The sequence below is a fragment of the Cupriavidus sp. 30B13 genome, assembly GCF_049059565.2.
Lineage (GTDB): Bacteria > Pseudomonadota > Gammaproteobacteria > Burkholderiales > Burkholderiaceae > Cupriavidus.
Map to the genome: position 1 here is coordinate 3,052,933 of NZ_CP188224.1, position 18,507 is coordinate 3,071,439.

An 18,507-nucleotide genomic window follows, 5' to 3' on the forward strand; every position below is an offset into this window, starting at 1 on the left:
ATGACTCTTGCCGTGGATAGTTGGCCAACTCAGTGCGTTCGCTTCAGAGTGAGGAGGTTTGTTCTGACTGCGCTTCCTTGATAGGCGCTATGCAGCCGGAGAGACCGCGGCCAGATTTGCGAATTCTCCAAGCATTTCTTGCGATAGCGTCACCCCGATAGCACCCGCAACGGCGGGACACAGAGCACCGAGGAAGCGCTCGTCGTCATTAGCTATGGACAGCGCGGCCTCAATCGCAGGGACCGTCTTCTGAGGCCGTGACAGCCTGAAAGTCTCCGTCCCGACAATCCGCGTCCACGCCTTGCGCTGCCATGAGGCAATGGCAGAGATTAGGTGTGTCTTGAATCGCGATCGGCTGGCTTGTTGGACAAATCGTATTGCCGCCACGCCGTATGCCAAGGGAGTCAGACTCGCGTCGCTCTTGAACGATCTGACGGAATCGACCAAAGCATCGTCGAACGACGCTGCTGGAGGCAGTTGAAGCTTCGTAGTTGCGCGAGAAAGCGTGGCACCAGCGATATCACCGCCAAATCTAGCCTTCAGTGCCGCACTAAGGTCCGAAAGTCCTTCTGCAGAATGCTCGCAGGCGGCGATAATGAGATATGCAAACACGGCATCGCTGACGACGGCGGACACTACGGGATGGGAAAGGTCGATGCGAAGCGCCGCTGGAATGGCTCCTCGCAGTGGCTCTAGCATATCTAATGTTGCCCCCACCTGTTGTGCTTGCGGAAACAGATGTGCAACCGCCTCGGCGTAACTCCAAAGATGGTGCGCAAAACCAGGCGCGTTCAAATCTGTTACGTCACGCGTTACTCTTCTTGCGCGAAGGTCGAGTTCTAGTGTGGGGATCGGACCACTCGCAAGCCGCTCATTTAAATTGTCGGCTATGCTCACATTCTCACCACTCGACACTTCGGATCCCGCAAGCATGTACCAGGCAAGGTCAATCGGACCGAGCAGACGCTCGGTAACAGCCCTTAGTGGTTCAGGGTTACTGCAACAGCCTGGCACTATCGTAATGGGCTCTCCGTCGATTTCCAGGTTGTTTCTGTCAATTCGCGCCTGCGCCCAAAGCACCGTGTGGCGGACCACCTGGTGACAATATGCGGCGCGAAGCGAAGATCCAGGATCAATGTCCATTAGGTCTGCAAGAGCATCTCGTAGGCCTGTTAGTGCACGTTTCACCTGTTCGATTTGAAGAGCGGCCACGGCAGCATCTGCGCCAAGACCGACCGACATGACTATCATGTCGGGAAGTTGACACTGTGCTGCAGCTTCCTTGCTTTCCAAGAACCACTTTTCCGCTTGCGCCCACTCGCCGCACTTCGCGGCGCTGATCGCCGCTTCTCGCAGAGCGAAAGCGCGTTCGACATGATTGTCACGGCCAACCTCGTCTGCGATGTCACGCAAGATTGCTAAGGCCCGTTCGTGATCTTGTGCGCGCCAGTAGATCTTAGCGCGAGCGCGGGATAGCAAGACATCATCGCCGAGTGCCTCGACGGCGTCGTCCAGCACCTTCAGCGCACCTTCGCGATCGTTGGTATATTCGTCGAGCATGACAGATTGCGCGACCCGGCACTGGATCGAAATCGCCCGTATGGCCCAAGGGACGGTCTTGATCGCCATACGGCGATAGCGCTCCGCCGCGTCGCTAGCATTCAAAGCGCCGTGCCGGCGCTCCAAAGTCCAGGCACTATTAATAAACACAGAGTAATCGGGCGCGATTTCACCAATGGCGTTGAGATAAAGGGTGTGTCGGGCTGGGTCAACCTCGTCCAACTGGTTAATCACACTTTCAAGTTTCGCGACAGTAGACGGGCTTGCGCTGCCGATGGCAAAGAGCAGTCCAAATAGGTTTGAAGATTGCTTACCTTTTTCTTCAAAATTGTTCTGAATACCGCTCGGAAATTCATCTGCTTCCGTGATCGCTTGAAATTGCTGCAGAAGGTCAAGCCAGTTGTCGAGATAATTGGCGATGCCCATCGTGCTAAGAACAACCGCGAAGGACAGCGCGCGGAAGGCGTGACGCATTTCGCCATCAGGTTGTTGCTCCGTCTCGCTAAACAAGGCATGCACGCATTCCGCGATCTTGTCGGTCTCCTCGGCTGCGACCAGAATCTTGAACTGCGCGATCCGCAGCATTCCCGATACACGAAGATTGTCCGGATAGATCGGCGTGTCGGTACGAAGTAGCTTGAACGCCGTGAGGTTATCAACGAGAAGCCCAATGGTGCGTTCGTCCGAAATCAAAATGCTGTGGGCGAGCGCGAACAAGACTCGCTCGTTCTTGCCAAGCATCGCGTGCAGTATGATGACATCGACGTCATCGACGTTGATGGTAGCGCTCTCCATGAACTGCGTTGCGATTGCACTATGGATACTGGCCTGCTCGGCGGACGACATCATCCCTTGGCCAGACCGAGCCGCCAGCGGAGAAACACGATAGCTGTCGCGGCCTACCGTTTCCAACCACGGCCCGATCAGAGCATCCATGCATTCACCGGCGCGTGCGAGCGGGGGCGGTGCGTTGGCAACGGTCAGTGCCATTGCTCGATCAAAACGGCCGATGGTCAAGCTAAGGCGATAGAGCAAATTGCGCGCGTTCTCAGGAAGTACAGAAACAAGCGTGCGCCGCGCTGCTTCCCGTTCCGAGTCGATATCTCCGGTTGAAAGTCCAGCGCCGACGATGTCCATAACTTCGCTGCGAGGCCAACCGCGCGCGGCCATTCCCACAATGAATGCATGCACCAATTGCGGATGCCCGAAAGCTCCGGTGACATAAGAAAGGCGTCCCCAAACCTTAGGATCGCCACCATGAACCGTCACCAGTTCCGCTGCTTCACTTTCTGTAAAATACCGACACTCAACTCTGCAGCCCGCATTGAGGCCAGCGGTTGAGAGAGCTCTCGCCGTGGGTGGCAGATAGCACGTGACGATCGCTGCGCGATCGCGCCGGCGCAGCGCCTCGAAGACCCGCGCCATGGCCGGCGCGACAAGTGGATCGTTCAAATGATTCAGATCTTCGAAGATGACGATCGACGAGGTGAGACCGCCGATTCGCGAGACCATCGCATCGAGGCGGCTACGCGTTTCCCCGGAGTCGCTGTTTCGAAAATCGACTATCACGAACTCATTTGCCAACTTCCTCGCAACCGCGCGTGCCACCGAGGACTTACCGAGACCGCTCGCACCAGTAACAATGCTAGTACCGAGCCGACGCAACCGGTCGGCAATGTCAGCCTCGATTGCCGTGCGCGGCACCATATCCTTGGCCAGCGGTAACGAGCTGCCGGCGACGAGCCAACCTGGCTCCGCGACGGCGACGGGTAGACCTGCGCCAAGGCCCGCCAATGCAGAAGTTGTTAGGCCGGACGAAATCAAAGCCAGCATGTCAGCCATTGCTCGGGGAACAAAAATCCGAGTAGCGTGGTCCGCGGCGAGATAAAGGTCTGCTCGCGTTAGGACGCGGTCGGCCGAATTTTTGGCGATGCTTTTCTCAAGCACTCGGTAGATCAGCGCGTCCGCAATGCGCGTCGCCTCGGGCGCAGGAAGATTGAAGACATCGCGTCCGACCACCACCAGCCTTAGCTCAAATTCCTTGCGAAGCGAAGCGAGGTCGGGCTTGCCACAATCCCAATGGATTTTGCGGAGCATATCGCGGCGGAGAGCCTCATCCTCCCGGTCCTTCACGAATTTCTGGACCGCCGCCGAGAACTTGTCGCTTTCCAATATCGAGCGAAGCGGCCCAACATCAGCACCGGTGGCCGCGTTCCGCCAATACGCAAGACCGGCCATCCCACCCGGACGCTCGTTTACCGCTCTTTCCGTCCCAATCTCAGAAGTCGTGAAATATCGAAGGTGCACATCCACATTCGGGTTGCTGGCTGTCAACGACACGAAATCCGAAACCGCGTCCCGAACGCTACCGGTATTGAGTGTGACACTCCCCGAGGCTTCCGTATCTTTGACCTGTACGGTTTCGATCGCTTGGTGGACGACGACCGCGTAATCTTCCGCTACTTCCAGATAGAGCCGGCCCCCTTCATCGAGATCGAGCCAAGCGAGTGCCGCTGCCGTTACCTGATAGGCGTACCCGCGAAGTGAATCGACAGCCTGCCGGGCAACATCGCCTAGCGGCACCAGCCCATCATTTCCAGCAGTGAAAAGCTCATCTTTGTTCATCGTTGCCATTTCTTTTAGTCGGCACGACCGTTTCGTTCGGCCGGACGGCGAATCTGCGATGGTCAATTTTTTGAGTTTAGCACCAGGCCAAGAAGCTCCTCTAGCAGATCGATTGGGTAATCGACGAGGCATTGGGCTTTCGCTGGATCGGGCGCTTTCCGCGCCTTGTGCCCCTTCGACGGAAGCAAGTTGGATGCATAGCGCCCCTCGTCACGACAAATCCTCTGTTACGAACGGCCAAGATAACTGAAGAGGCAACGGCTGCAAGCAGGCCACAAGTGACCGTTGTTTAGTGTGGAAGGGACGCTCGAACGTCGGCATTGGTCTACTGGCGAATGACCGCAGAAGCCGGTCGCGGCCATGGTAGCGGCGTGCTCGGCCCCCCTGCTCGCGCACTGCTCAGAATTCCTTGGCAGGCCCAGTCCACCGGCGGCGGCCAGGCTGCCGGGTTTTGCCGATTCGTCGGTTGCCAGCATGCCGGCTTGGCCAGGCACGCGCCCGACCAAGCCGCCGCACTCACTGTAGCGCCACGCTCGGACAGGCCCACCAGCGGCCGGTGCGCTGGTGCGAACCGTTCATTCGCGAACCGACCAGCGACCGCACAGCCCAACAGCGCCGGCTGCGGCCGGCCGACGAGGGCCAGCGGCGTGACCAACTGCTGGCATGCACAATAGCGGGAGAGCACGACACGCCAGCGCCCACGTGCCAGCCCGCCATGCTGCCCGAACCGAGACGACGCCAGCGCCGGCCGGCTCGCCGCCCAAGCCGGTGCCGGCCATTGCGGGGGTAGGAGCGAGCAAAACATCTCCTACAACTTTGGATAACGCTCTCGCATCGAGCCTCTCCACGGCGCGCCAAGCTATCAGGCGGGCTCTCACGACGGCCTCGATGTCTTTGCAACAGTCCAGTTCCCGCATTCCCATGGTGATACTGCGCGGTCGTGTTATATCGCGCTTCAGCCAAGGCGTGAGATACGACATTTCAATTTCAACCCAGTATGACATTACAATTTGGCCCTTACATCGTCTAAGGTGATAGTTGTGTCGAATCTGAGTGATGAGGAACGCCGGGGGCTTGTCAGGGAGAGACTGGCGCAGTGGGCTCATGATCTGAATGAGCAAGCCACCCAGTGGGACCTGGAGACGGTGAAGCATCTGGTGGTGCTGAACGCGGCAGGCGTTGCGGGCGCTGCGACGCTCATCACGAACAATAGCGAACTGAAGCTAGGCTTGGCAGTCGCCCTCTCGATCTATGTCATCGGCGTCATTCTAGCTGTCGCCAATCTTCACTTGGGTGCCTTGTCGTTCAATGAGATGTCAGAAGGTATCAATGAGCGGATCGACAACGAAGTGGACAACGTTCAAGTGCCGATTACCGCCAAAATTCTGCGGATGCCTGAGAAGGGGATGCCACGGAATACCTGGGCGGTCAGAGCCGGCAAGGCTTCGGCATCTGCGGCCATCCTGGGCACTGTGGTGATGATCTGCATGCTGCTAATCAAGAGTGCATAGGCCATTTCAGACACCTGGGCCGCAGATCAACCGAGGTGGGAGGCCCATGGTTAGATCCGATCGAGAAAGACGTTCAGCATTAAGTAGAGGCCCGCGCTTGGCGCCTGTGCCGTGACTTGGTAGCAGGTCGGCGAATAGTTGCTGAAGATCGCGAGGCCTTGCTCCCATGCAGCCGCAGCTCCTGGATGTATTTGGCACCGTCCTACACCGATGTGTCCACCGATCACCAAGAATTCGGCGCCAGCAGACAATAGTCACCGTCCACCAGCAGCTCCACCCCATCGATTACCTGGGCATATCTGTGGCCGAACCCGAGGCAGCGCCGGCGCTGGACGTCTCACGGGCCAACACCACCAGTTGCCGGCAACATGCGACCGAGCCAATCTCAATGCAGGGAGTGCTCTGTCGCGCGCTGGCGCCGGCCGGGCTGGCAGGGATCTTCGACTCCGCGGATTGCCTGCACGCCGAAGCCAACGCTGCCCCGAGCTCGCCTGGCATGCCTCCGCGCACTGGATCTGCGCGCGACCTAGGTCAAGCTCGCACATGCAGCACGGCCACCGGTCCCCCAAGTGTGCCGACAATACGGGCAGGTCCCATCAGAGCCATCATCGATCGGCGCACCAGCATCCACCGTTCACGTGCGCATGTGCCCTCGCCCTCCTGCTGAGTTCCACTGAAGGCTCGGATATGCCCGTGATCCCCCGGCTGGCACGACCAACAGGCTACATAGACCCTCTTGCCACAACGACTCCACCAACCGGAAAGATAAAGATTACGTGTTCGCTGCCGTTACATATCGGAGCGATACAGGGATGCATCCACCTAACAGAGACTTTTTTTACCTTTCCTACCACCACGGGAAACAAGATGTTGCTGCAATTGATTGAACGCCTGCGGGGCCGGTTTGATGCCGGCGCGCTACCGACCCGGCACGATGACATCGGTGACTACCTCAGTAATTTCCAGCACGCGGTCAAGTTCACGAGAAGCTGTGGCTTCCAAGTAGCCCTGCCGGATTGGCTCGACCAAGACATCCTTGATGTCCACGGCGAGTTCATTGGACCCGCCTTCCACGCCGCTGGAGTTGTAGACCCCGGAAAGGCTGCCGGCCAATGTCTTAAATGGTGTCACTATCTCGCGCCATACTTCGAACAGAAGATCGGCGCCAAAGTCTGGGTGACCATCGGGCAGTTGTGGAAGGACGACCGACCGGTATTCTCCCCTACTTGGAACGAGCTCAGACGCTGGAGTCGGACTGGCATTACCCTTAACGAGCTTCTTATCGAGGGACGCATGGGTATAAATCTTCATGCGTGGCTGACTGTCCAATCCGGAGAGATAATTGAACCGACATTCGCAAGCTCGCTGGCTGCTTTTGGTGGAGACGTTTATGCGAAGATGAGCGGGGCGGTCGTATGGGGGCGCGATCCCAACGTCCTGCATCATCACCGCTACTTTCCCATGGCTGTCGGCCAGGCATTCGCTGAAGCAATCGGTCAAAAATCAGAAATTCCACTTCTGGCGATCGACACGGCAAGCCTTCATAGTCTCCCGGTGCTCTTAGCCTAGGCAAACGTTCGGCAGGAACCCGGTGGGTTCGGATGGTGCGGCGCAGCATCTGGCGGTAGTTTCTGCCGGCGTCTGTGTTCAGCCGCGGTTGAGCCTCGCCTCCGGCTCTGCGACTAGGAGTGCCTTTCCGCCTTGCCCTGACGTTGCCGACGCCTCGCTCGACTCAATAGCCTGAGCTGGATCGGCTATTTGAGATGGCAGGTGTACCTTGGTTGCCGCCCCGGCAACCGGACTGGATTTGTCCTCTATCAGCCAAGGAATGCTGCTAACGAAGACCGCTCGCACTGCAATGGGGCGATTGTCCACCGGTACCTTGAGACGGTCTCGAGCACGAATCAACCGTTCCGCTAGATACCGCCGCTGAAGGTGCATACGTTGAATCGTTCGGATATTCACGAGTTCATAGAGGTGGGTACTCTGGTTCAGCGAGGCAGTCAGGTCGATGATGAACTCCGTGACGACGCGCTCGAAATCAGCCGGACACTTCCTATGGCGCATCGCCGCCTCAACTACGTGCTCGAACAGTTCCCCGAATGCCCCAAGATTGATTCGGAGCGCAGCGATTCGCGCTAGGAACTCGAAGGCCACGTCGACAGTGGAAGTGAACTCAGCATCGTCCGACGACAGATGGACCTTGAAGCGTCGCATGCCCTGCTGCAGGTACGCGCCCCCCTGCAGAACCATCCAAGTAAGGTCACCTGAACCCAGCGACACGAAACTTCTATTCTGGAGGAACTGCCGAATGGTGGCTGAAGCAAGCACCATAGGGTCGACGAGATTCCTGCTCCTGCAGTACATCAGCAAGACTTGTGGCCAGACACCGCCGACCTTCGCTACAACCTCCAGAACGAAACGGAATCGGCCATCCAGCGTCAAGACCGTTGCGTTGACTGCCTTTGCGAGCAGCAGCACCTCCATTTCCTCGTTCTGAAGAACGTCAGTCAAGCGGGGCATCTCGCCTTCGTCTTCCAGCTCGCCATACGCAGGCTGTACTTCACAGTACTTCTCGACGGCTGCGAGAACAGCGTTGAAGAACTCGATTCGCCGTGCGTGGTAGCAGGCGTCGTGTTCGATAAGGGCAAGCTCCCCATTCACCTCAGTGCTGGTCGCAACGCTCCTGTCCTCTTCCGCTCCACGAAGCACCTCCTCCAACATCGCCTTCGTCACCGGCGACACAAGCACCTTTGGGAGGTGGCCCAGTGCCTCCTGAAGCCCCAGATTGACGAGTTCAGCGAGGGTCAGCGCGTCGATGACGTAGATCGCATCAGGCCGGGCGAGGAGTTCAAGTGCCGCGACGCGCTCCGCTTCGGCACCAGTTCCAACGAAGAGTGGCGGCCCATCGGTCGGCCAGCCCAAGACAGCTTCGACCGTGCTACGGCCTTGGCACTCGGCGAACCCAGAGAGCGTCATGCCGCCTGTGGCATAGACGTCAAACAGTTGACGCGAGATGGCTGAGGAACGCATGACCTCGGCCTTCATGTGGGCCAAGTCGCGTTCGCCATCGCCGGTCGTTCCGACGTGGACCATTTTCATATGAGGCAGCCCGCCCAGCGCGTTGGCACGTTCCCGCACGACCTGCAGCATGTGCCGACAGGCCGATTGGACAGCAGTCACCGTGTATTGCCGGGTGTCGCCGAAGGCAAGTTCCGGAAGGTTCACCTGCTGACCCACGACCGCCCCCAGCAAAGCCGCTGCCGGAGGTGCAGCACCATCCGAGTAGCCCTCGCGCTTCGGAAGCTCTCCCACATCCGACGGGTCGATGACCAACCGTGTGGGTTGGCCGAACTCATCGACCAATGCGACGCAGGTGCCAGCTGCAACTGCAGGCAGTTTCTCCTCCATCAAGGGAAGCTCGCCGGGTGCCCCTAGGATGGCGATGAAATACGCCGACAGCGCTTCAGGCTCATCAAGATTGCAACGTAGCATTCGATACAGTCGGCGTATCCCGCGCTCGGCCTCACCGTATCGAAGCTCCAGCCCGACCAATTGAGTGGTTGCCCGTATCGGTCCCTCAAGCAGATCCGGGACGCTGCGAAGGTCGTTTTGAAACTCAGCCGGCGTCGATGAGTGCAAGCTCACGCTCAACTTGAAGAGCCAGCTTCCAGCAGTGTCTGGATGCTTTCTTAGCTGAGCCTCCACCAACGGACGCAGGAATGCCCAGTCCGCAGCTTGTTGGCCAAGTTCAATGGCAAGGCTGCGGGTTTCGTCGTTCTCAATCCACTCGGCAGGCAGCCCAGCAATTAACTCCTTCGCCTTGCGTCGATTGTGAGACCGCACATAGCACGCAAGTAACCTGTTGTGCAGGTCAGAGACGCGGTCTGCAGTCACCAATCGCTCGAACAGCACTCCGGCCTCGGCGAACTGTCCGACGTTGAACAGCAGCTCTGCGAGCATGAGCTTCTGGGCGTCAGTGCTCTCGGGCGTCACCAGGGTCTTCGCCCGTTGCACGACTGCATCAGCTTCCAGCGTTTGTCCGGCTCGATTCAGGACGCGTGCTGCGACGCAGGCTGAGATGATCCCTCCGGCGACCTCGACTTTTGCCGCAATCACCTCACGGACGGCAGCGTCCTGCTGGCCGGCGTGCATCAACGCGTCCCAGCGAAGAGCTGCGAGCAATTCCGTGGTCTCCTCGTCGACGGGATCAAAGGCCAGTGCTGCGTCTAAAGTCTGCTTGAGCAGCGCAAGATTGCCGTCCTTGGCGGCAGCCTCGCCCACGATAGTTAGGCTGGCGGGGTTCATCTGGGTCAACCGGTCGGCAGCGAGACTCAAGAGTTCCCCCTCCCTGTCCAACTCAACCAGAGAGGTCACCTGCGTGCGCAAAATTTCGGCCGATCGGTACCCGTGGGTTTCGGCTTCCCTCGCAAGGGCGAGTGCCGCAGGGAAACGATGCAGCATCAGCAGGGCGTAGCCCAAGTGAGCGACTGTCTCGCCCACTGAGTCAGACTGAACGTCCCAGAGGCGCTCATGCCACGGGTTGAACAAGCTGACTGCGAAATCAAGTGCCTTCGTCTCGCGCAGCGGAAGTGCACCTGCCATCGCTCCAACAGGGAACCGTGACCCGCACTCCGCGGCAATCCGAAGTGTGTTCGCGCGGATAAAGAACCCCGCCGTGGGGTGGTTGGCGGCCTCCTGGCTGAGCTTGATGGCCTCGTCCAGATTCCCAGCTGTGAGTTCCGCATGTGCGACGAACTGAAGGGTGTCTGGCTCCTGCTTTAACGCATCAGGCACATCCTTCATCTGCACGGGTTGGCCTTGTAGGAGCCTGACGCTGGCCAGCGCTAACCAGATCTGCTGAGAGTCTGGGAATCGCTCAAGGGCGGATTCCCCGGCTGCGCGCGCCCCGTCAAGCCTCTTCTGTAACATGAGGCCTCGAACTTGGGCGGCGGCCATCCGCTCGTCGTCCGGATAGAGCTCGAAGGCCTTGAGAAACAGGCCGGCGGACTCTTGGTCGTCCAAGCGCATGAACCAGATGCTGAGACCCTTCTGCAGGTACCAGCGAGCCTTTTGGTGCGCATCGAAGGGCTCTAGGTCCTTGCCAACGACCACCAGATGGTCGAGCGCGTCGCGGAACCGGCCAGATTTCAACAGTTCATTGGTGCGATCAAGTTGATCCGAGATGAGTCGGTCGATTGAATCAGGTCGCGCCAGCGGCAAACCGGCAACGCTTTGCATGGTCGCGTTCGTCTCCAGCACGATGTCGCGAATCGCGTTGAGCGACGTCTCTTGACGATGATAGGCTGCGCCCGGAGTGTGTGGCGCGTAGCTGTCTTGCAGGACCGGGAACCGGTCGATATGGTTGCAGATGTCCTCCCAGAACTCCACTTCGACGGGAAACAGCCCCTTGGCCTCACGGTCGTCCGAGAGTTCTTGGACCTTTTTCAGCAGCGGCGCGTCGTTTGGTGCGGTGGTAGCAAGGATGAGCTTCTTGATGGGTGCCTTGTGCTTGTCGGCCTTGCCAACTTCGTCCTCGACGTCTTCCCACTTGACCGGCTTCATCGTGTACTTCTTGCACTGGATGCCCACGCGCCCAACGCTAGGCTCCTTCACGAAGACGTCAACACCACCCTGAACTTGGCCGCGACGGCCATTCATCTTCGGCATCCGGTCGTTGAAGACCACGCCGTACACCTGCGCACACATGCGTTCAAAGTCTGCCTCATTTTTTGGCAGGGGAATTTCGAACGGAATGATGTGCAAGCCGGAGCCCTCTCTCTTGATTCTGCGCCAGAATACCCGTTGCATCCGGAGTATTCGCCCAACGCTTGAGCGCTTTGCGTACCGGAACGTGTGTATGCTCAACCAATCGTTTCTACTGCGGTCGATGACATTTCAAAGCGGATTTGAATGACCGTAATATACCTAAAGAGGAGCCACACGTAGGGTCATCGCAAACGCCTACTCATGGCCGGGCTGGGCCACCCACCGGCAAGCCGACGATGGCCACTCTTCGCTCGACTTCCTCCCGCCGCGCCATGCGATCCCGGGCGGTTCCGAAGGGGCGGTGGCCACGGTCATCTACGCCCGAGCCCATGTTTCTCGCCGATGCTCTTCGCGCCGGGCGCATTGGGTAAAATGGGGGTCGAAACTAAGAATATCATCGGGAGCATGAGCCATGGGGGCCTTTCGGGAGAAGATTGGCAGGCGCACCGCCTTGGCCGAAGCGACATCGACGAGATCGGCTGGGTTGCGGTGGGAGGTTCAATGATGGGCGCCAGTGCCGTGGTGCTGGTCGACTTCGAGAACGTCCAGAACATCGACTTCTCCCAACTCGAGGGCTCGCGCCTGGTGGTGTTCGCCGGCGAGGTCCAGAGGAAGGTTCCCATTGAAGTGGCCATGGGGCTGCAAGCGCTCGGCGAGCGTGCCCGATGGGTTCGCTCGAGCGGGGTCGGGCCCAACGCCCTCGACTTCCACATCGCCCTCGAGATCGGCCGCATAGTGGAGAAAGGCGAAAGGGGGCCCGTCTTCGTGCTCTCCCGCGACAGGGGATTCGACCCGCTGCTCACCTGGCTCGGCGTGGAGCATAGGATTCCTGCGCGGCACGTGACCTGTCTCTCCGAGGCGTTCGGCACCGGCCCCGCTGATGCGGACGCCGAACGCCACGCATCAGGCCCGGCTCATCCGAGCTCCACGCCCGTGCAAACCGCGCGCGCGACGCCGGCTCCAGCCGCGGCCCCCGTGGCCACCTCGAAGCCGAGCGCGAACGGGAAGCCGACGGCCTCCACACTCCCGAAGGCGGCCAAGGCCGCCCCGGCGAAAATGCCCGCCAAGAAGACCACCCAACCACAGCCGGGCAACGGTAAGAAGGGAGGCGGCAAGCCGAGCGCCGATCTCACGCGCCAAATCCTGGCCCGCTCGCAAAAGGCGACCCGGCCGCGCCGCCGGGCGACCCTGGCCAAGCACATTCACGCCATGTTTAAGGTGCATGCCATCGCCGAGCGCGAGGTGGAGTCCATCATCGCCAAGCTCATCGCCAACCGCTCCATCAGCGACGCCGAAGGGGAAATTACCTATCATTTTTGACGCGGCCGTTGGCGGGGAACCAAGACAAGACCACCGCAAGGATGGCGGCATCATCGCGCGGGCGGACCAGCAGCGCCATTGGCCCTCGTGCGCCAGCACGCGAGCCCCATGCGCGCACCCTGCCAACCCCAGCATGCCAGCCCGATGCGAGACTGGGCTACTCCGCGTGCAGCCACCGGCATTGGCCGGTCTGGCCAGGATCTCCTGAGCCGCAAATCGCCGGCACGCTGAAGCCGACGCTGCCGCGCGCGCCTGGCAGCGCTGCCGCAGACTGGGTCTGCATGCGACCTTGAGACGGGGACGAGCACTGGGCGCGGAGGGCTGCCGACGACCCGAAGCGGTCTCACGATGCATCTTGGTCCCGATGGCTGGTATCGAGTGTACCTCGTCATTCGTTCGGGTAGATGTTACCGGAGCGAGCTAGCGGGACCGCTGTGGTCATCACCGCAAGCGTCGCGGTCGATGCAGCGGAGATAGCCTTCTCGTGTTCCTGAACTAGTTTCTGAAACGCCTCGAACGCTTTGTAGCAGTGTTGGCACTGCTCTTCGAGCAGTTCGACAACCAACCTCAAAGTCAGAGGCTCAGTGCCACCGAATCCATAACTCACCTGCTTGGTCTCCGCGTCGACACGGCGCGTGACAATGCTCGTTTGACCAAAGACGACGCGTGGAGAGAAGCGATGGTTGTAAGTGTTTCGGAAGTTCTTGGTCTTCACTTGGTAGGCTTGGTCACTAATTCGCTCGAGTTTCATCTTGAGCTTGGTGTAGGTCTTCCACGGACCACCTACCGTATCCGCCTGCTTGAAGTAAATTTCGTCGTCTAAGGGTAGGTCGTCCTTCCATCCTTTGGGCACCTTAGTCCTGCCCGCTTGATGGCTGAGGTGTGCTGCGGCAAAGATGAAGCGTGACCGGATAACGTAGGGCAGATTTAGTGTGATGGTTGCTAGCGGATCGACGAACTCTACTGCGACGTTGAATTTCCCCTCATCATCAAGCTTGTCCATCACGTCGCGCCAAGCAGTTAACTGGTGGGTGTAGCGGGTCAGATCGTTGATAGTATTGGCAAGTTCCTGAGAGAACTCATTGAACATCTCGGCGTACGCCATCCAATCACCTGACAATCGTTGAGGAAGCGCTCCCCAGTCATACGGCATGAGCTTGCCTTTGCGGGGGGCGGCCTTCAACGCGGCACGGTATTGCCTGTAACGGTAGATCGACACGGGTTCTCCTTGGCGAAAATCGCCTCAATCCTCAGACTATGGCGCTTCCACGCGCAATCGCTATCGGAGGCGAATCAACCGGGCTATCGCTCAGATACGACATCAATGGTTGCCCAGGGACATGGGGCCGACGCCTGAATGTCCGAGCGACTGCGTAGCGGACTGACCGTTCATGGCCGGTCGCTGCCATTGTAGCGACGTGCCCGTCCCCCCTGCTCGCGCTGCTCAGAATTCTCTGGCAAGTCCAGGCCACCGGCGGCCAGGCTGCCGGGTTTTACCGAGTCGTCGGTTGCCAGCATGCCGGCTTGGCCAAGCACGCGCCCGACCCAGGCCGCCGCACTCACTGTACGCCACCCACGGACAGGTCCACCAGCTGCCGGCACGCCGATGCGAACCGTTCATTCGCGAGCCGGCCAGCGCCCGCACAGCACCGCGGCGCCGGCCGGGGGAGCCAGCGGCGCGACCAACAGCCGGCACGAACACCAGCGCGAGCGAGCGCAAAACACCATCGCCCACATGCTGGCTCACCATGCAGTCCGAACCGAGGCGACACCAGCGCCGGCCAGCTCGCCCCCAAAGCCTGCACCGCCAATAGGCGCCGACAGCACGCCGACCCAACCTCGATGCCGGAAGTGCGCTGATGCGTGCGGGCGCCGGCGGCACCGGCCAGGCTGGCTGGGATCTTCGACGCCGAGGATTGCCTGCACGCCGAAGCCGGCTCTGCCCCGCGCGCGCCTGGCAGGCTGCCGCACACGAGCTCTGCATGCGACCTCGATACGGGGAGAAGCACCGGGCACGGAAGGCAGTTGACGACCCTTCTCTGTCATTGGCTAATGGATAGGTGAAGGGCAGAGTCCCACCCCGAAGCGGACGCTGTGCGGATAGATTTTCGCATTCCGGCGCCGTTAGCGCACTCGCCCACGGACGGGTGAGCCAGTATTTTGGAGGCAAGACATGCTGCCGCGGCCAACCTTACTCTATCGAGACTGAGGTCGATGGTTCAGGTAAGCCAAATTCGTCGGAGTTGGGTTGCATCAACCCAATGAAGACAGCACATCCTCCAGGAGAGAAACTCGCTTCGATGTATCGGTCCCCGCCATTTACCTTGTAACGCATCGAATGGAAGTAGCCAAGTCGGCTCGTTACTGTCTCCAATGGCCCACCATATCCCTCTTCAACAACCTGTGCAGGAATGCGGGAATCACTCTTCCCAGCCCCAAAGTTCCGCTCGATCTCTCTGCGTGAAAGGCATACGAATCTTAAGTCAGGCAAGAAGCTCCATCGCGTTATGGATCCGCCCCGCTGGACCCGATAAGTCCTTGCCTGTACGGGTTCGCGAAGCGGCAACCAACTTGGATAGCTGAACTGCATTGGGCCTTGCAGTGGCCGACGACGGTTGCCTTCTAGTGTGAGCTGATTTGATACTTTCTCGTGGTCGTTCAGATCGATGTTGTTGACTGTTTCACGTAGATTGCGCCAAAAGCTTGTAGCCTGGGGAGACATATCGATGCTCTCGACAATCGAGTCGCGGCCACGGACGGCGACGATGGGGTCCGCCCCTTCAGTCGCAGGCGCGGGGAGAACCTCGGCATAGATGGAGGGAGCCATCCCTACCGTCATTGCCAACAAGATCTGCATGTGCAACGGGAATTTCATCTCACCCTCGCGCGGCATCCACCGATACGCGGCCGTAGAAAATGCAATCGGTGTTTATCAATTCGAAAAGCAATCGCACGAGGGTAACAGCCGCCTAGCGAGCCGAGGAGGCAAACGACCAGTGGTGTTGTCTCACCGACACAGAAAATGGAGGCCCTATCGCGTGCACTATGCGCGTATTCGGATATCGGGACGGCGTGCCCAGGCGTCAAATGGAGGCCGGCATCGACTAACCGAAGCTGGCCGGAAGCCGGTCAGCCGTCGGCACCGGATTGATGGGCAGCTCATGGCCGATCTGAGGCGCCCGACATTCTCTTCGCCTTGAGCGAATGAGGAATAGTGCGCGCTTCGCAGTGCCCCTCCACGCTACGGTGGTGAAACACACCGGCCTGCGCATTGTCCGCGCCCTCAAGCAAATTCCGGGCTGCACCTGCGTGACCGGCTTCGATCACCACGGCCGCCCCGTCTACTCCGGCAACACCGAAGTCTGGTGGGACGGTCAGAAAACGGAACGCTACAACCGAAACCCGTTCCGCTCCTGGAGCGCCAAGGCGTGGGGCCTCAAGCTGATCGCCTAAAACGATCTCTGCTCGGAAGCCAACCTTCAGTGCTCCTGGCTAAGCCTGCCGTACCGGCTCGACACACATTAGAGACATCCCTTCCCTTCCGCTCACTCCTTATCTGGCGTCACCCGAAAGCTATCGGGCCAAATGGCGCGATGCGCTGCAGAATCTCGCGCGCCGCAAGATCGGGCTGACATGGTCTGGCCGCATCCGGCGCAACGAGAACCGGGCCACACCACTGGCAAGTTCGCGCCTTTATTCGCACTGGATCATATCGACTGGGTCATTCTCCAGCGCGATATCAACGAGGTCGATCTCGGCAGACTCAAAGCCCCCCCGCATGCGGCGCGCTTGCAGCGCTTTTGACGACGCTGTGAAGCATTTTGGGGACACGGCCGCGCTAATGGAGCAGCTCAACGCCGTCGTCTCCATCGACACGTCGGTGGCTCACTTGGTCGTCCACACTTGGCATCAGGCCGCAATGCTTGACCATTTTTGGCTCCGCGGCCGCCCAGGTCCTCCCTCACGTTGCTTGTGTGCTCTGCCCATAGTCAAAGTACGCGCCTTGAGCGCAGGCTTCGATCGGAGAAGCTGCGTATCTTTCGTGAAATAATTGGCTACGTCAGCAATCATCGCCTCAAGAGCCACTGGACCATCGATATTCCCGTAGTGCCAACGCCCTATCGACGCAAACCTCTGTTTGTCGTAGTGACTACTGTGTCCATAACCTGCTCCACCGGTAATGGCCTCCCATCGCCGAAATATAAGTTCCAATCGTGTCAGATCGTCTTTCACGACCTGACCGTCAAAAAGGAACAAGACGTGATGGTGGATAATTCCCGCACCCGACTGTTCGATTTTCCATACATGGCCGATCATGGGATCGAAGAGAGACCTGTCCCTTCCATATCGGTTGGAAAGGAAACGATCTCGGTCCCGCATGGCTACGGCACTATCGAGCCGTGCTCTGCATTCGGGTAACTCCTCCTCTACCAGATCTTCGACACGAAGAGCCGGCATTCCCTCTTCGACAGCACGAACCAGAATGTCTGCGACAGATTGAGCCACCTCGCGATACTGCAACTCACAGCGAACCGCAAGCAGCTTCGTCGTGCGATTCGGCATCGTGCGCAGATACTCAGTAATCCCCTCCTTTTGCACGCTGGTCATCCCGTATTTCCAGTCACGTATTGCCTTTCTCACCTCTAGGCGCGCGGCCTCTTGACGCATATAAGCGATGAAGTCATTGAAGACCTCAGCCTCTAGGAGCCCATCCGTACAGAGCCATTTCGGGTTTTCAAACGTGCAACCGGCGATTCTGGCATGAGACTGGTAGCAGACCCGGAAAAGCTCAACATCGGGTGCGTACACAAATCCAGCTGGGCAGATCTCAAGTAACTGATCGAAGTGTCGGAAACAATGAGCCAGCCGATGCGATCGTATGCGATAAGACTTCCCATATGGCAAATTCGTGATGACAAATGGATTATCATTCGTCGTCAAAACCACCTCAACGAAAACCAATAATCTCTTGAAAATCCGAGAATATTCCTTAACCCCCCACAATCTAACCCCAGATGGAAGTGCGATCAATTTATTCCGATCGCCATCTCGGGCAACATCGTTGACCAATATTTTTTTGGGGCCTCTGACATCCATGTTAATTTCCGTTTCGGGGGACAGGATGAGAACATTTTTCACTCGATCCTAACAGGTTACCTGATGCGACGATAATGCGTAGCAACTCCATATACTTCTCCTGCTTGGTAATTTTTACAGCCCCGCTAAGATTATCCAATAACCCGCTCTATTTCACTCCCCCTCAATCTCACCATTACAATCTGGCAGAGTACTAACTTGGCAAGGCAAGCCCTCCTGCAAGCCGCCTGACTTATAATTCGCCCATTTACACCTTCTCGTTATGACCTTCCACCCAAACACCACCTTATTACATTACCTAAAATGATGGATATCGATTAACCTGAAATATACAAGAGCAAGCAGCACCATTACACTGGCGCATCCTGCATTAACACACAGGCTTGAGGCATTAAGAATTATCCAGTCCATGACACTCAGGCTCGAGTTGCCTCGTTACCCAGAGCTCACACCAAGCCCTGCTCCCAGGTCGGACATGGATGGCTTCGAACACCGTGACAAAGCGTTGCAAGCCTTTCCAGATAACCTTGGCACCATCTCTCCCTCACCCTTGCAAGCCGGGAACCTACCGCACTGCGAGCGACATCATCTCTTCGCAAGCATCTCGACCGAAGTCGTACTGAAA

At 58.7% G+C, this 18,507-nt stretch carries 10 protein-coding genes; 5 read left to right on the top strand and 5 right to left on the bottom strand.

The features are described 5' to 3' along the window. Positions 1-87: 87 nt before the first annotated feature. The gene (locus ACKI2N_RS32735) at positions 88-4,185 is read right to left on the bottom strand and encodes an AAA family ATPase (protein ID WP_420996542.1); all 4,098 of its coding nucleotides are present in this window, start codon (positions 4,183-4,185) and stop codon (positions 88-90) included. 1,040 nt (positions 4,186-5,225) lie between these two features. Here ACKI2N_RS32735 and ACKI2N_RS32740 point away from each other — a divergent pair. Together ACKI2N_RS32740 and ACKI2N_RS32745 are read left to right on the top strand one after the other, a co-directional pair. Further along, positions 5,226-5,696 (top strand): hypothetical protein, encoded by a 471-nt coding sequence (locus ACKI2N_RS32740; protein ID WP_420996543.1) that lies wholly within the window; start codon positions 5,226-5,228, stop codon positions 5,694-5,696. Positions 5,697-6,563: 867 nt separating this feature from the next. Then, positions 6,564-7,265 (top strand): hypothetical protein, encoded by a 702-nt coding sequence (locus tag ACKI2N_RS32745; RefSeq protein ID WP_420996544.1) that lies wholly within the window; start codon positions 6,564-6,566, stop codon positions 7,263-7,265. A gap of 78 nt (positions 7,266-7,343) precedes the next feature. Here ACKI2N_RS32745 and ACKI2N_RS32750 read toward each other — a convergent pair whose 3' ends face one another. Continuing rightward, positions 7,344-11,507 carry a PIN domain-containing protein gene (locus ACKI2N_RS32750; protein WP_420996545.1) on the bottom strand — a complete coding sequence of 1,388 codons (4,164 nt, stop codon included), beginning with the start codon at positions 11,505-11,507 and terminating at the stop codon, positions 7,344-7,346. 300 nt (positions 11,508-11,807) lie between these two features. On the opposite strand from ACKI2N_RS32750, the gene ACKI2N_RS32755 reads away from it, so the two are divergent. Continuing rightward, positions 11,808-12,785, top strand: coding sequence for a PIN domain-containing protein (locus tag ACKI2N_RS32755; RefSeq protein WP_420996546.1), 978 nt, complete (start codon positions 11,808-11,810; stop codon positions 12,783-12,785). A 388-nt stretch (positions 12,786-13,173) separates the two neighbouring features. On the opposite strand, the gene ACKI2N_RS32760 is transcribed toward ACKI2N_RS32755, so the two are convergent. Together ACKI2N_RS32760 and ACKI2N_RS32765 are read right to left on the bottom strand one after the other, a co-directional pair. Further along, on the bottom strand, positions 13,174-14,004 hold the full coding sequence (locus ACKI2N_RS32760; RefSeq protein WP_420996547.1) for a hypothetical protein: 831 nt from the start codon (positions 14,002-14,004) through the stop codon (positions 13,174-13,176). A 972-nt stretch (positions 14,005-14,976) separates the two neighbouring features. After that, on the bottom strand, positions 14,977-15,660 hold the full coding sequence (locus ACKI2N_RS32765; RefSeq protein ID WP_420996548.1) for a hypothetical protein: 684 nt from the start codon (positions 15,658-15,660) through the stop codon (positions 14,977-14,979). 374 nt (positions 15,661-16,034) lie between these two features. On the opposite strand from ACKI2N_RS32765, the gene ACKI2N_RS32770 reads away from it, so the two are divergent. Together ACKI2N_RS32770 and ACKI2N_RS32775 are read left to right on the top strand one after the other, a co-directional pair. Next, positions 16,035-16,238: a hypothetical protein gene (locus ACKI2N_RS32770; RefSeq protein ID WP_420996549.1), complete on the top strand. Its 204-nt coding sequence runs from the start codon at positions 16,035-16,037 to the stop codon at positions 16,236-16,238. 180 nt (positions 16,239-16,418) lie between these two features. Then, positions 16,419-16,589, top strand: coding sequence for a hypothetical protein (locus ACKI2N_RS32775; protein WP_420996550.1), 171 nt, complete (start codon positions 16,419-16,421; stop codon positions 16,587-16,589). Between the two features lie 105 nt (positions 16,590-16,694). On the opposite strand, the gene ACKI2N_RS32780 is transcribed toward ACKI2N_RS32775, so the two are convergent. Further along, the gene (locus ACKI2N_RS32780; RefSeq protein ID WP_420996551.1) at positions 16,695-17,882 is read right to left on the bottom strand and encodes a hypothetical protein; all 1,188 of its coding nucleotides are present in this window, start codon (positions 17,880-17,882) and stop codon (positions 16,695-16,697) included. Positions 17,883-18,507: the final 625 nt, after the last annotated feature.